The organism is Paenarthrobacter nitroguajacolicus (genome assembly GCF_007786235.1).
Lineage (GTDB): Bacteria > Actinomycetota > Actinomycetes > Actinomycetales > Micrococcaceae > Arthrobacter > Arthrobacter nitroguajacolicus_A.
Window position 1 is genome coordinate 367449 of record NZ_VNFK01000001.1, and the last position, 14114, is coordinate 381562.

Consider the following 14114-nt stretch of genomic DNA (forward strand, 5'->3'; position numbering starts at 1 on the left):
GTCCTGTCAATGGCAGACCGACTATCCTCAAGAAGAGATACGAAAGGCACCGAAGATCCCCTTGAACAGCCCCGAAACGCAGAACAGTCCCCTCGGCCGACGTCCCACCCTGTACGACGTCGCCACCCATGCCGGAGTTTCGCCGTCGCTGGTTTCCCTGTTTCTCAAGGACCCGGAAAGGATCAGCGAAAAGCGGCGGGGAGCCGTGCAAAAAGCCATCTCCGAGTTGGGCTACCGGCCCAGCCGCGCCGCCACTACACTGGCCAGCACCCGAACCAAAAGCATCGGCCTGGTCATCGACGACTACCGGAACCTCTGGTTCGTCGATCTCCTCCGCGGCATGGAATCTGTCCTTTCAAACCTCGGCTACCAAGTGATGCTCGCGGACTCGCGGCCCGGCAAGAACCGCATCAAGGAAGCCACGGACGGCCTGCTCGCCATGCACGTGGACGCCCTGGTACTCGCAGCCGAGCCCAGCGAAGCCATGCTGTCCACAACATGGGTTCCTACCGTGGTTGCCGGCTGGCGCAAGGGGGTCCCGGCAGGTGCCGACCTGATCACCAACGACGACGACGGCGGGGGCGCCATGGCCGCCAGCCACTTGCTGGAGTTGGGGCACGTCCGCGTAGGCCACCTCTCCGGTGCCGACGGCGCCTCCGCACACCGGCGGGCGGGTTTCCGCCGCGCTGTGGAGACGGCCGGCGTCGAGTCCATCATCAGCGAGTCCGACGGAACCTCGGAAGAAGACGGTTATACGGCAGCCTGCTGGCTGCTGGAGCACCACCCGGACACTACTGCGATCTTTGCGGCCAACGACACCATGGCGCTGGGGGCCTTTGCCGCGCTCAAGGCCCGCGGGCTCTCAGTGCCTCATGATGTTTCGGTGATCGGCTATGACAACTCCCCCTTGGCAAAGTCTCGCTACCTGGACCTCACGTCCGTGGACAACCGAAGCGACGTCGTGGGGATCGACGCAGCACACAGGCTGTTGGCACGGATCGAGGACCCGTCGCTGCAACCGGAGCGGAAGCTGATTGAGCCGACGCTGGTCCTGCGTGGCACGACGTCCGCCCTCCGGTAAAAACGACTCTGCCCGAAGCCGCCAGGGCTCCGGGCAGAGTACTTTCAGCGAAAGCCTAGTGTTTCTTGCTGGGGCTCTCGGGGGCAGCGTCAGCCACACCCGCCACTTCGGCCTTCACTTCCTCAAGAGCGTCGGAGTGGCCACCGAGCTGCTCCAGCTCGTGGGCCAGTTCAGCCAGTTCGGCACCGCCGGCCATCTGGGCCGTCAGCTCATCCAGGGTGATGTCCTTCTTGTCGTAGTAGCCGATTGACTTGCCGCGTTTGAGCAGCAGGAACCGGTCGCCCACGGGGAAGGCATGGTGCGGGTTGTGGGTGATGAAAATGACTCCGAGTCCACGGTCTCGGGCCTGCAGGATGTAGCGGAGCACGACGCCGGACTGCTTGACACCCAGCGCAGCCGTGGGCTCGTCCAGGATCAGCACCTTCGCGCCGAAGTACACCGCACGGGCAATCGCCACACACTGGCGTTCACCACCGGAGAGCTGGCCGATGGGCTGCTCTACGTCCCGGAGGTCGATGCCCATGTCCGCGAGTTCCTTCTTGGTGATGTCCTTCATCTTCTGGACATCCATGCTCTTGAACGGGCCAAACCCGCTGGTCAGCTCAGAGCCAAGGAAGAAGTTGCGCCAAATGGGCATCAAGGGGACGACGGCCAGGTCCTGGTAGACCGTGGCGATGCCGGCGTCCAGGGCTTCCCTGGGCGACGAGAACTTCCTGGCATCGCCCATCACATGCAAAGTGCCTTCGTCATGCTGGTGGAGCCCGGCGATGATCTTGATCAGGGTGGACTTGCCGGCGCCGTTGTCGCCCAGGACGCAGGTGACGCGGCCGTTGTCCACAGCCATGGTGACATCGCGCAGGGCGATGATGTTGCCGTAGTGCTTACCCACGTTCTCCAGGGAGAGCAGGTGCACTGGTGTGTGCGTCAACGGGTCCTTCTCATCCTTTAGCAGGGTCTGTTGGTCAATCTGTTGTGCATTCATGGTTCGGGTCCTTTACTTGAGCTCTGCCCGGCGCTTGACGATCAGGTTCACGATGGTGGCCAGCAGGAGCATCAAGCCCAGGAAGAACTTGAACCAGTCCGGATTCCATTGTGCGTACACGATGCCCTTGTTGGCCATGCCGAAGATGAAGGCACCGATCGCGCCACCCACTGCCGAGCCGTAGCCGCCGGTCAGGAGGCAGCCACCGATGACCGCAGCGATGATGTACAGGAACTCGTTGCCGACGCCTTCACCGGACTGCACCGAATCGAAGGCGAAGAGATTGTGCATGCCCAGGATCCAGCCGCAGAAACCAACGGCCATGAAGAGGCCGATTTTGGTCTTCGTGACCGGGACGCCTACTGCGCGGGCCGCGTTGGCATCGCCGCCTACTGCGAAGATCCAGTTGCCTACCCGAGTGCGGAGCAGGATCCAAGAGGCTACCGCCACCAGGGCGATCCAAATGAAGACCGTGATCTTGACGTCCACGCCGCCAATGGACACCGATGAGGCGAACACGGCCTGCGCCGAGTCGAAGCCGTCCATGTTCGAGATCGACGGCGACGATACGGATCCGCCGATGAGTCGCGTGAGGCCGAGGTTGAGGCCGGTGAGCATGAGGAAGGACGCCAGGGTGACGATGAAACTGGGCAGTTTTGTCTTGACCAGGATCCAGCCGTTGATCAGGCCGATCCCCAGCGAAACGGCCAAGGCCAGGATGACCCCCACCCAGACATTGGTGGTGAAGTACCAGCTGAAGAGCGAGGCCGTGAGCGCCGAGGAGATGACGGCAACGCCCGTGGAAAGGTCGAACTCACCGCCGATCATCAGCAGGGACACGCCAACAGCCATGATGCCGATGGTGGAGCTTCCGTAGAGGACCGTGGCGAAAGCGTTCGGCTGGATGAACGTCTGCGAAACGGATGCGAAGAAGATGAAGAGGACGACGGCACCAACGAGGGCGCCGACTTCCGGACGGCCAAGGAGCTTCTGGAGCGGGTTGCGTTGTCCGACGCGCTCGTCAGCTGCGATTGGTTTTGCGGCGGTGGGGGTCATAGTCATGATGGTGTTCCTTGCTGCCGGGCCCGGTTTCCACCGGGCCCGGCGAGTCAGTGCTAGCGGATACCCTGCTCAGCGAACTTCAGGACGTCGGTGGCATTGGCCTTGTCGATGATGGCCGGGCCCGTCAGGACGGACTGGCCGCCGCCGATGGTGAAACCACCGCGCTTGTTCTGCCAAATGGCATCGATGGCGCCGTAGCCCTGCAGCCACGGCTGCTGGTCCACGGTGAACAGCACTCCGCCGTCCGCGATCTTTTGCGCCAGTTCCTTGTTCAGGTCGAAGCTGGCCACCTTGGCGGAGCTTCCGGCGGTGGACACGGACTTGATGAGCGTGAGGGTGATCGGGGCACCCAAGCCAATGATCACGTCGGCATCCTTGGAAGCCTGCAACTTCGCGGTTGCTGTCGATTCCACGGAGGTCATGTCCGCGCCGTTGACGTAGAGGATTTCCGTTCCAGGAACCTTCGCCTTAACACCGGCGCACCGGGCTTCCAGGCCTACGTGCCCTTGAGCCTGGATGACGCAGATGGGGTGCTTGAAGTTTTCCGCGGCCAGCCGCTCACCCACAGCTTCGCCGGCAAGCTTCTCGTTGGAACCGAAGTGCGTGAAAGCGCCAAGCTGCTTGGAGACGGACTCGCCTGCATTCAGGCTGACAATGGGGATTCCGGCTTCGGTGGCCTTCTTGAGCGAATCCTTGAGTGCGTCGGGAGTCGCCAGCGTGACCGCGATGCCATCAACCTTTTGGTCCACCGCTTGCTGGATCAACTGGGCCTGGCGTCCCGCTTCGGCATCGCTGGTGTACAGCAGCTCCACGTTGTCCTTGGCCGCGGCTTCTTCCGCACCCTTGCGTACGGTGTCCCAGAAGGTGTCACCGGGAGGGGCGTGGGTGATCAGCGCGATCTTGATGCGGTCGGTGCTCGCCACTTGGCCGGCAGCGGCTCCCCCGCCGGAATCTGCCGGCTTGCCACCTTGGCTGGAACAGGCGCTCAGTGCCACGAGGGGAACCACTGCTGCGACGACCGCCGCTGTGCGCCATGAGAATTTTGCCACCGTTATCTCCTTTGATTTCAGCTTCGGGCCTCCGGAGACTCGTATCCGGATGACCTACTACTCAGATCATGGTGACTCGCCTCACACTTTGTCAATAGTTTGTCCTGACATTAGGATGTTTTAACGTAATCTCCTCGAGTGGAGGGCTTGGCGACTCGGCCCGAGGAGGTTTCCTTGACCGTCGCAACCCGGCTGCTATTATCGGAAATAGGCAGTATGTCCTATCAAGAGAACATGAACGGACATACCCATCCCATCCGGCAGAGGAGCCGCAACCCGCTCCCCGGCCGGCCTTCAGCAGGCGTCTAGGAGAATCCAGTGGCGAACCAACTCAGCCTCAGCATCGATCGTTCGTCCCCTGTGCCCCTTTACCACCAGGTGGTTCAAGGCATCGAGGCCGCGATTCACAGCGGCATCCTTGAACCCGGCAGCCGCTTGGACAACGAGATCGACCTCGCAGCACAGCTGAATCTGTCCCGTCCCACCATGCGCAAGGCGATGGACGAGCTTGTCCGTGCCGGACTCCTGGTCCGCAAACGCGGCGTGGGCACCCAAGTGGTCTCCAGCCAGGTCCGCCGCCCCCTGGAACTGTCCAGCCTCTACGACGACCTCAGCAACAACGGCAAAAAGCCCACCACCGAGGTCCTGAGCTTCTCCCACGTCGAGGCCGACGCCCTCACCCTCGCAGCCCTCCAACTGCCCACCGGCTCCAAGGTCTACCACTTCACGCGCCTGCGCAAAGTGGGCGGCAAGCCGCTGGCGCTCATGGAGAACTGGGTCCGCGATGACATCACCAGCATGGATGAAGCCCAGCTTGCCAACGAAGGCCTCTACGCCATCCTTAGGCGGGGTGGCGTGAACTTCAGGCTGGCATCCCAACGTATCGGCGCCATGATCGCCAACGACTACCAGGCTCCCCTCTTGGAAACCGAGGCGGGGTCGGCACTGGTCACAATGGAACGCACGGCGGTGGACGACACCGGACGCATGGTGGAAACCGGCCACCACGTCTACCGCGCCGATTCCTACAGCTTTGAAATGACACTCGTACAGCGCTAACGCAAGGACAAACACTTATGGCCAACTGGGTATACCCACTGGGAACAGCCAATGACGGTAAATGGGACATCTCGCTGGGGACCTCCGATTCCACCCTGGCCATCGACGGCTGGGCCCATACGGGCCTGAAGGTCGCGACGCTCGCCGCAGGTGCCGCCGTCGAGCTTCCCGCCGCTGCGGAAGAGCGGATCGTGGTGCCGCTGAGCGGCTCGTTCACCGTAACGGTCGACGACGGCGAGTACAGCCTCGCGGGGCGGCAGTCGGTTTTCCACGGGCCAAGCGACGTCCTGTACACGGGAATCGATAAGGCCGTCACCATTAGCTCCAACGACGGCGGAAGGGTTGCGGTTGCTACCGCACCGGCAAAGGCCGGGTACCCCACCAGGCTGGTCACGGCCGCGGAAACTCCCGTTGAACTGCGCGGGGCAGGCAACTGCTCACGCCAAGTGCACAACTTCGGCACCCCTGCAGCGCTGGAAGCGGACCGCTTTATCGTGTGCGAAGTCATCACGCCGGGCGGCAACTGGTCCTCCTACCCTCCCCATAAGCACGATGAGGAGAAAGACGGCGAGACCAGTCTCGAGGAGATCTACTACTTCGAAACCCGCGTCACGCCTGAATCCCCGGCCCCCGAAGACTCCGACGCCATCGGCTACGCCCGCGTCTACGCCTCCGACGAGCGGCCCATCGACGTCTCCGCCGAAGTCCGTACGGGCGACGTCGTCCTGGTCCCCTACGGTTGGCACGGTCCGGCCATGGCAGCCCCCGGCTACGACCTCTACTACCTCAACGTGATGGCCGGCCCCGGCCGGGTCCGCGAGTGGCTGATCAGCGACGACCCCCACCACGGCTGGATCCGCCGGACGTGGGAGGACCAGGACATCGATCCGCGGCTCCCGTTCGGCGCATAAGCCCAACAGCCCCAACAGCGAAGGCCCCCTGGATTTCGGCGGTTTCCAGGGGGCCTTCGCTGTCTGCTCTTGAACTGGGGGCGACTACGCCTTGGTGCGGGCTTTGAAGAACGCTTCCAGTTCCTCCAGGCTCTTGCCCTTGGTTTCCGGCATGGAGCGCTTCACCCAGGCGATGGCCACCAACTGCAGCGCGACAAACACCAGGAACGTGGCGGAAACACCCATCCAGGCCACCATCTGCGGGAAGAAGAAGCCCACCATGAAGTTGAAGATCCACAGCACGAACACGCAGATACCCATGCCCACGCCGCGGACATGCATGGGGAAGATCTCGGACAACGTCAACCAGGTGACAGTGCCGATGCACGACTGCATGGACGCCAGGAACGTCACCATGAACAGCAGCACAAGGTAGGCCCTGAGCGTCCCTTCCGGCACGGCGAACGAGATCACCGATATGGCGGTAAGGGACACGGCCGTGCCACACAGGCCACCGATCAGCATGGCCTTACGGGGAAGCCTGCTCATCATCCACATACCCACGATCACGGCGACCACGGACGTCACGCCATTGACTACATTGGCCAGCAATGCACCTTGGTCGCCGAAGCCGGACGAAGACAGGATGGATGTGCCGTAGTACATGATGGCGTTCACGCCGCTGATCTGGTTGATCACGGCAAGCCCCAGTCCCACCACGAAGATCCTGCGAATCCACGGAACGGTCAGGTCCTTGAACGTCCCCATCTTGGATTGGTAATCCTCGCGGGCGGCGCGCCGGACGTCGTCGAACTCCTCGGAAACTTCGCCTGCAGCGCGGGTGCGCCGCAGGACCTCCATGACTTCGCCGAATCGCCCTGAAGACGCGAGCCACCGCGGACTCTCCGGGAGGATCAGCATGCCAAACCATAGGATTACGGCCGGAAGCGTGGCAATCACCAGCATCCAGCGCCACACGTGCAGCTCTTCCGGGAAGAGGTTGCCCAACACGGCGTTGAACGTGAAGGCAAGGAACTGCCCGGTGACGATCATGAGTTCGTTCTGCGTGACGATCCTGCCGCGCTGCGCCGCCGGAGACATTTCCGCCAGGTACACGGGAACAATCACCGAGGCACCGCCGACGGCGAGACCCAGGACCGTGCGGGCAAGGACCAGAAGCTCAGTGGTCGGCGCCAAGGAGCAGCCGATGGTTGCAAAAGCGAAGATCAGGGCGAGGCCCATGATGGTCTTGCGGCGACCGAAACGGTCGGACAGCCGCCCTGCGCTGATCGCGCCGAATGCCGCGCCGAAGAGCAGGGTGGAGGTCACCAGGCCTTCGGTCAATGGCGTCAGGCCAAGGTCCTTCTGCATGAACGGCAAGGCACCGTTGATCACGCCGGTGTCATAGCCGAACAGCAGCCCACCGAACGTGGAGAACAACGCGACTTTGCGGAGGAATTTCTTGGGATTGACCGGCTTGCTGGGTTTCCCGGAAGGTGCAGGTGGAGCTGGGAGCCGGCCGGTTTCGGTCTCGAATGAAGGAGACTTGGTCATAGGTACCTTTTCTCGCTACCTGTCCTTACTTTGTCCGGGCGACGTAGTCGGTCATCGTCTTGAGCTGGTACCGGGAGACTTCTTCCGCGTTGTCGTCTTCGGCGAACACGGACGACACCATCACGGTGTTCGCCTTGTCCAGGAAGCCGATCTCCTTCAGTCCGCCGAAGAACTCGTCCCAGTTGACGTCGCCGTCGCCGATCTTCAGGTGTTGGTGGACGCGGACGGCGTTGCCGGGCGGATTGGTGATGTAGCGCAGGCCGTGCGAAGCATGGTGGTTCATGGTGTCCGAGACGTGCACCAGCCGGAGCTTGTCTCCCGCTGCCCGCATGATCTCCAAGGGTTTGTTGCCCATGTGGAACGTGTGCGAAGCGACATAGACCATGCCGATGTTGGGCGAGTTGATGCCCCTGATGACGCGCAGTGCAGCCAGGCCATCCTCCACGAAATCGTCCGGGTGCGGGTCGATCAGCACGTCCATGTCTTCACGTTCGATGATGGGCAGGAGTTCTTCCATGGAGCGGTAGAACGCCCGCTCCGACTCTTCTGCCTTCTCGGGGCGGCCGCTGAACTCCGTGTTCATGGTCTGGACACCCAGGTCCACGGCGATCTGGATGGCACGCTTCCAGTAGCGGACAGCGGCCTCGCGGGCATCCTCGTCCGGACCTGACCAGCGAAGGACCGGCAGGACCGACGCGATTTCAACGCCGGCGTCCTTGCACGCGGCCTTCAACTTCCCCACCAGCTCGTCGTCGGCCTTGGGGTGGTTGAAGAACGGAATGAGGTCCGCGTGCGGGGTCATCTGCAGGTACTTGTAGCCGAGATCTGCCGCAACACGCGGGAACTCCAGCAGGCTGTGGCTGTGGTGGAACGGTGTGGGATCAAGTGCGATCTTCATGGTCAACCCCTACTTGTAGAGATCCGGCTTGGTGTTCAGCTGGACTTTGACCTTCTCGCCGGACTTCTGGGCCTCGACGCCTGCCTCGCAACAAGCTGCGGTGGCGTAACCGTCCCACGCGGTGGGACCGCCAATTTCGCCGCGAAGGGCGGCGTCCACCCAAGCCTGCACCTCGACGTCGTACGCCGCTCCGAAACGCTCCTCAAAGCCGGGGGTGACGTTGCCGCCCCACTTGCCCGCGGACTGGACGTACGGGCCGTTGTCCCCGCCGATGCTCACGATGCCGTCCTCGAAGGACGCCTGCGTGGCCACCTGATAGCCAAACTTGGCATTGACGTAGATTTCGACGTCGGCCAGCACACCTGATTCGGTCTCCAGCAACACGTGCTGGGGATCGTGCTGGCCGTTGGGCGCACTGCGCGTGGGCTTGCCCAAGCGGACCTGCACGGAGGTGATTTCCTCGCCGGTGAAGTAGCGGATCGCGTCGAACTCATGGACCACGGAGTCGTTGATCAGCATCTCGTTGGTGAAGCCCTCGGGCGTGGTCGGGTTGCGGTGCTGGTGGTGCAACATCAACAGCTCCCCCAATTCGCTGTTGCGGATGATTGCCCCCAACGCCGAGTACTCGGCATCGAAGCGACGCATGAAGCCCACCTGGATGCGCTTATGGCCCAGCGACTGCTCAGCCTGGACAACCTTCCAGGCGCTGTCGGCGTCCGGCGTCAGCGGCTTCTCGCAGAGGATCGGGAAGTCCTTCTCCAGCGCCTTGTAAAGGATTTCCTCGTGGAGGAAACCCGGAGTGGCGATCAGGACGGCGTTCACGTCACCGTTGTTGAGTGCTTCATCAGCACTGGCCAGCGCCACGGCGCCGTCGATGCCCTCGATGGCGGCTTGCGCGCGGGCCAGGTCAACGTCTACGACGGCGGCCACCTCAGCGCCGTGAATGCGGGTACTGAGGCGTTTGATGTGGTCCGCACCCATGCGGCCTGCGCCGATGACGGCAACGCGGAGAGTCTGTGTCACTGTATCTGTCCTTCGTGAGGTTCTTCTGGGGTGCTGTGTCGGGGAGCTGCTACTGGATTCGCGTACGGGAGCCGCAGGAAAGCAAGTAGTTGCGGGTTCGCTTGGCGATAGGCATCGGCACATCGAACGCTACCGGGTACATGTCCTGTTCCACGATGCCGAAGATGGGTCGGTTGAGGGCTTCCACCGCTTCGATCACAGCGCGCAGATCCGGGAGGCCGTTCGGCGGCTCGGTCATGACGCCGGCCAGGTTGGCCGCAGCCCAGGTCATGTTCTTCTCGTTGACCTCAGCCAGCACCTCGGGGTTGATCTGCTTCAGGTGCAGGTAGCCGATGCGGTCCGGATAGTTCTTGATGAGCTCCAAGCTGGAAGCGCCGCAGTATTCTGCGTGCCCTGTGTCCAAACAAAGGTTCAAGTACTGCGGATCCGTGGCGGCCAGGAGGGTTTCAATGTCCTGCTGCGCCCCGACATGCGAGTCGGCGTGCGAGTGGAACTGCTGGTGCAGACCGAAGTCCTCCAGCAGGACCTTGCCCATGCGATTGTGGCCGGCGAAGAGGTCGGCCCACTGCTCGTCGCTGAGTTCACCGTTTTCGACGGCTTCTCCAGTGACATCGTCACGCCACATCGCCGGGATGACCACGATGTGTTCGCCGCCCATGGCTGCGGTCAGCTCGGCTACCTTGCGGGCCGGTTCCCACGCCTCGTCGTACTGCTTGGCGCCGCGGTGGAAAGCCGTGAACACCGTTCCCGCGGTGACCTTGAGGTCGCGCTGCTTTAGTTCCTCGGCCAAGCGCGTGGGGTCGTTCGGCAGGTAACCGTACGGACCCAGTTCGATCCACTTGTAGCCGGATTCAGCAACTTCGTCCAGGAACCGTTCCCACGGGGTCTGCTGGGGGTCGTCGGCAAACCACACGCCCCAGGAGTCGGGGGCGGTGCCGATGATCAGCTTGTTCTCGACATCAGTCATGACAGCGTTGTCTTCCTTTGCGACGGTGTAGCGGGCGGTTAGTTGGAGGGGAAGTTGTAGGAGGCGCCGGAGGCGTGGGTGGGCTCGGGCCAGCGGGAGGTGATGACCTTGCCCCGGGTGTAGAAGGAGACGCCTTCGGGGCCGTAGATGTGCTTGTCGCCGAAGAGGGAGTTCTTCCAGCCGCCGAAGGAGTGGTAGGCCACCGGGACGGGCAGGGGCACGTTGATGCCTACCATGCCCACGGTCACCGAGCGCTGGAACTTCCTGGCGTTCGCGCCGGAGGAGGTGAAGATCGCGGTTCCGTTGCCGTACGGGTTGGAGTTGATCAGGGCGATGCCTTCTTCGAGGTCGGCCACGCGGACTACCACCAGGACGGGTCCGAAGATTTCCTCGGTGTAGGCGGTCATTTCGGCTGTGACGTGGTCGATCACGGTGGGGCCCACCCAGAAACCGTCTTCGTGGCCGGGGACCACCAGATCGCGGCCGTCCACCACCATGGCAGCTCCCGCGGTTTCGGCTTCGGTGACGATCTTGACAATGCGTTCCTTGGACGCCGGGGTGATGACCGGGCCCATCTCGGCGTCGGGTTCGGTGCCGTTCTTGACCTTCACGGCCAGGGCGCGTTCTTGGACCTTTTTGACGATCAGGTCCGCAGCGTCACTGACGGCAACGGCGACGGAGATGGCCATGCAGCGCTCACCGGCGGAACCGAACGCGGCGGCGGCGAGGTGATCGGCGGCGTTGTCCAGGTCGGCGTCGGGCATCACGATGGCGTGGTTCTTCGCCCCGCCCAGGGCCTGGACCCTTTTGCCGTGCTTGGTGGCGGTCTCGTGGACGTACTGGGCGATCGGGGTGGAGCCGACGAAGGAGATCCCGTCCACGTCCGGGTGGGTCAGCAGCCCGTCCACGGTTTCCTTGCCGCCGTGCAGGACCTGGAACACGCCATCGGGCAGGCCGGCCTGCTTCCAGAGCTTGGCCAGCAGCATCGGCGCGGACGGGTCACGCTCGGAGGGCTTGAGGATGAACGCGTTGCCGGTGGCGATGGCCATCGGGGCCATCCACAGCGGCACCATGACCGGGAAGTTGAACGGGGTGATCCCGGCAACGACGCCCAGGGGTTCGCGGAAGGAGAACACATCGATGCCGGTGGAGACCTGGTCCGAGTAGTCGCCCTTGAGCAGCTGCGGGATGCCACAGGCGAACTCGATGACCTCCAGGCCACGGCCGATCTCGCCCTTCGCATCGGAGAGGACCTTGCCGTGCTCGGCGGTGATCAGCTCGGCGAGGTCATCGACATGGGCGGCGACGAGCTCACGGAACTTGAACAACACCGCAGTGCGCTTGGCCAGGGAAATATCGCCCCAGGACTCGGCGGCCTTCTTCGCGGCAGCAACCGTGGTGTTCAAATCGGCTTCGCTTGCCAGGCGCAGCTCCGCCGAAACCTGCCCGGTGGCCGGGTTGTACACCGGCTGGGTGCGGTCGCCCTCACCAGTGGTTTCAGCGCCGTCAATGAAGTGGTGAATGGTGGTCAGTGTGGTCGTCGTCGACATGTGCGGACTTCCTTTTTGGTCTGTGGCTTTTAGGGCGGGGCTGTGACTAGCCGAGCAGCTTGCGCTGGCGGTTCTTGTGGTCTGTATAGGTCTTGTAGGCCTGCTGGGTTGATTCGAGGTCGGAGACCTGTGAGACGGGAACGTCCCACCAGGACTCGGAACTCGGTGCGTCCAACAGAGGATCGGACTCGACATGAATCACGATCGGTCCGGTCTCCGGGGCTGCCTTGGCTTCCTTGATGGCCGCGCCGAGGGCTTCGATGACGTTCTCCCCCGGTTCGATCCGGATGACCTTGGCGCCCAGGGATTCTGCGTTGGTGGCGAGGTCGATGGGAAGGTTTTCACCGGCGTCGAAGCTGTGCTGTTCCTTGTCCAGGACGCGGTACTGCGTACCGAAGCGCTGCGAGCCGAGGGATTCGGACAGGGAACCGATGGAGGCGTAGCCGTGGTTCTGGATCAGGACCACGATCAGCTTGATGCGTTCGGCGACGGCGGTGACCAGTTCGGTGTGCATCATCAGGTAGGAGCCGTCCCCCACCATGACCACCACATCCCGTTCCGGGCCGCCTGCTGCGGCTTCGGCCAGTGCTGCGCGCTTCACGCCCAGCCCTCCGGGGATTTCGTAGCCCATGCAGGAGTACGCGTATTCCACGTGGTAACCGAAGGGGTCACGGACACGCCACATCTTGTGCAGGTCACCGGGCAGGGAACCGGCGGCACAGATGACGACGTCCTGGTCATCCATGGCCTTGTTGGTGGCGCCGATGATCTCGTTCTGGGCCGGGAGCGGTGTGTAACGGGTCTCGAAAGCCTCGTCCACGATCGCGTTCCAGCGCTTCTTCTCCGCCGCGACCTTCTCCTCGAGGTCAGCACCGACGCGGTAGCCACCCAGGGCCTGGTTGAGTTTCACCAGCGCCTTGCGCGCATCGGCGACGATCGGCAGTGTGGTGCCGTGCTTGTAGGCATCGATCGCAGCCACGTTGATGTTCACGAACTTCACGTCAGGGTTCTGGAACGCCGTGCGGGACGCCGTGGTGAAGTCCTCGTAGCGGGTCCCGATGCCGATGATGAGGTCAGCTTCGGCAGCGATGGCGTTGGCCGCCGTCGTGCCGGTTGAACCGATGGCACCCAGGGAGAACTTGTGGTCCCACGGCAGGACGCCGACGCCAGCCTGAGTGTTGCCTACCGGGATGCCGGTTAGTTCGGCGAACGTGGCGAGTTCCTCGTTGGCGTAGGCGTAGAGGACTCCACCGCCGGCGATGATCAGCGGGCGCTTGGCCGCGCGGATGGCCTCCACGGCGCGGCGGATGTCGTCATCCTCGGCCTCGGGACGGCGGATCCGCCATTCACGTTCGGCCAGGAACTCTTCCGGGACGTCGAAGGCCTCTGCCTGGACATCCTGCGGCAGTGAAATGGTGACTGCGCCGGTTTCGGCCGGATCCGTCAGGACACGCAACCCGTGGTGGAACGCGGAGAACAACTGTTCCGGACGCGAGACCCGGTCGAAGAACTTGGACAACGGACGGAAAGCATCGTTGACCGTGATGTCGTAGGCGTACGGGAGTTCCAACTGCTGGAGCACAGGGTCAGCAGCCCGGGTGGCGAAGGTGTCACTCGGCAGCAGCAGCACGGGAAGGCGGTTGGTGGTGGCCAACGCAGCACCGGTCAGCAGGTTCGAGGAACCCGGGCCGATGGAAGTGCTGATCGCGAACGTCTGGCGGCGACGCGTGTGCCGTGCGTAGCCCACAGCCTGGTGCACCTGGGCCTGCTCATTGCGACCCTGGTAGTACGGCATGATGGCGGGGTCCGCGGCTTGATACTGCTTCAAGGCCTGTCCCACACCAGCAACATTGCCGTGTCCGAAGATGCCGAAGGTGCCCGGAATCAGGCGCTCACGGTACTCCGCACCATTAATGGAATCCACGGTGTACTGCTTGGAAAGGAACTCGACCACGGCCTGCGCCACGGTCATCCGACGGGTTGCTGTTCCCATGGTTTT

12 protein-coding genes are annotated in these 14114 nt (G+C 63.1%); 3 read left to right on the forward strand and 9 right to left on the reverse strand.

Annotation, left to right across the window (positions count from 1 at the left end; translation table 11 throughout):
* Positions 1-61: 61 nt before the first annotated feature.
* The gene (locus FQP90_RS01650; RefSeq protein WP_244296430.1) at positions 62-1081 is read left to right on the forward strand and encodes a LacI family DNA-binding transcriptional regulator; all 1020 of its coding nucleotides are present in this window, start codon (positions 62-64) and stop codon (positions 1079-1081) included.
* 55 nt (positions 1082-1136) lie between these two features.
* Here FQP90_RS01650 and FQP90_RS01655 read toward each other — a convergent pair whose 3' ends face one another.
* The 3 genes from FQP90_RS01655 to FQP90_RS01665 are packed head-to-tail and all read right to left on the reverse strand — an operon-like array spanning position 1137 to position 4174.
* The gene (locus FQP90_RS01655) at positions 1137-2063 is read right to left on the reverse strand and encodes an ATP-binding cassette domain-containing protein (RefSeq protein ID WP_144647999.1); all 927 of its coding nucleotides are present in this window, start codon (positions 2061-2063) and stop codon (positions 1137-1139) included.
* Positions 2064-2075: 12 nt separating this feature from the next.
* Positions 2076-3125 (reverse strand): ABC transporter permease, encoded by a 1050-nt coding sequence (locus FQP90_RS01660; protein WP_144648000.1) that lies wholly within the window; start codon positions 3123-3125, stop codon positions 2076-2078.
* Positions 3126-3178: 53 nt separating this feature from the next.
* Positions 3179-4174, reverse strand: a complete 996-nt coding sequence (locus FQP90_RS01665) for a substrate-binding domain-containing protein (RefSeq protein WP_144648001.1) — start codon at positions 4172-4174, stop codon at positions 3179-3181.
* A gap of 318 nt (positions 4175-4492) precedes the next feature.
* Between FQP90_RS01665 and FQP90_RS01670 the strand changes: the two genes are divergently transcribed.
* On the forward strand, positions 4493-5233 hold the full coding sequence (locus tag FQP90_RS01670; protein WP_144648002.1) for a GntR family transcriptional regulator: 741 nt from the start codon (positions 4493-4495) through the stop codon (positions 5231-5233).
* A gap of 17 nt (positions 5234-5250) precedes the next feature.
* Positions 5251-6144, forward strand: coding sequence for a 5-deoxy-glucuronate isomerase (gene iolB, locus FQP90_RS01675; RefSeq protein ID WP_144648003.1), 894 nt, complete (start codon positions 5251-5253; stop codon positions 6142-6144).
* Between the two features lie 84 nt (positions 6145-6228).
* Here the strand turns inward: iolB and FQP90_RS01680 are convergent, their stop codons facing one another.
* From FQP90_RS01680 to iolD, 6 genes are read right to left on the reverse strand one after another with little or no spacing between them, the layout of a single operon-like run.
* Positions 6229-7677 (reverse strand): sugar porter family MFS transporter, encoded by a 1449-nt coding sequence (locus FQP90_RS01680; RefSeq protein ID WP_144648004.1) that lies wholly within the window; start codon positions 7675-7677, stop codon positions 6229-6231.
* Between the two features lie 25 nt (positions 7678-7702).
* Positions 7703-8575, reverse strand: a complete 873-nt coding sequence (locus FQP90_RS01685) for a sugar phosphate isomerase/epimerase family protein (protein ID WP_144648005.1) — start codon at positions 8573-8575, stop codon at positions 7703-7705.
* Between the two features lie 9 nt (positions 8576-8584).
* Positions 8585-9598, reverse strand: a complete 1014-nt coding sequence (locus FQP90_RS01690) for a Gfo/Idh/MocA family protein (RefSeq protein ID WP_144648006.1) — start codon at positions 9596-9598, stop codon at positions 8585-8587.
* Positions 9599-9647: 49 nt separating this feature from the next.
* Entirely contained in the window at positions 9648-10565 is a 918-nt protein-coding gene (locus FQP90_RS01695; protein WP_144648007.1) for a sugar phosphate isomerase/epimerase family protein, read from the reverse strand.
* A 38-nt stretch (positions 10566-10603) separates the two neighbouring features.
* Positions 10604-12115 carry a CoA-acylating methylmalonate-semialdehyde dehydrogenase gene (locus FQP90_RS01700; protein WP_144648008.1) on the reverse strand — a complete coding sequence of 504 codons (1512 nt, stop codon included), beginning with the start codon at positions 12113-12115 and terminating at the stop codon, positions 10604-10606.
* A gap of 46 nt (positions 12116-12161) precedes the next feature.
* Complete coding sequence (gene iolD / locus FQP90_RS01705) at positions 12162-14108, reverse strand: 3D-(3,5/4)-trihydroxycyclohexane-1,2-dione acylhydrolase (decyclizing) (protein WP_208759907.1); 1947 nt, start codon at positions 14106-14108, stop codon at positions 12162-12164.
* Positions 14109-14114: the final 6 nt, after the last annotated feature.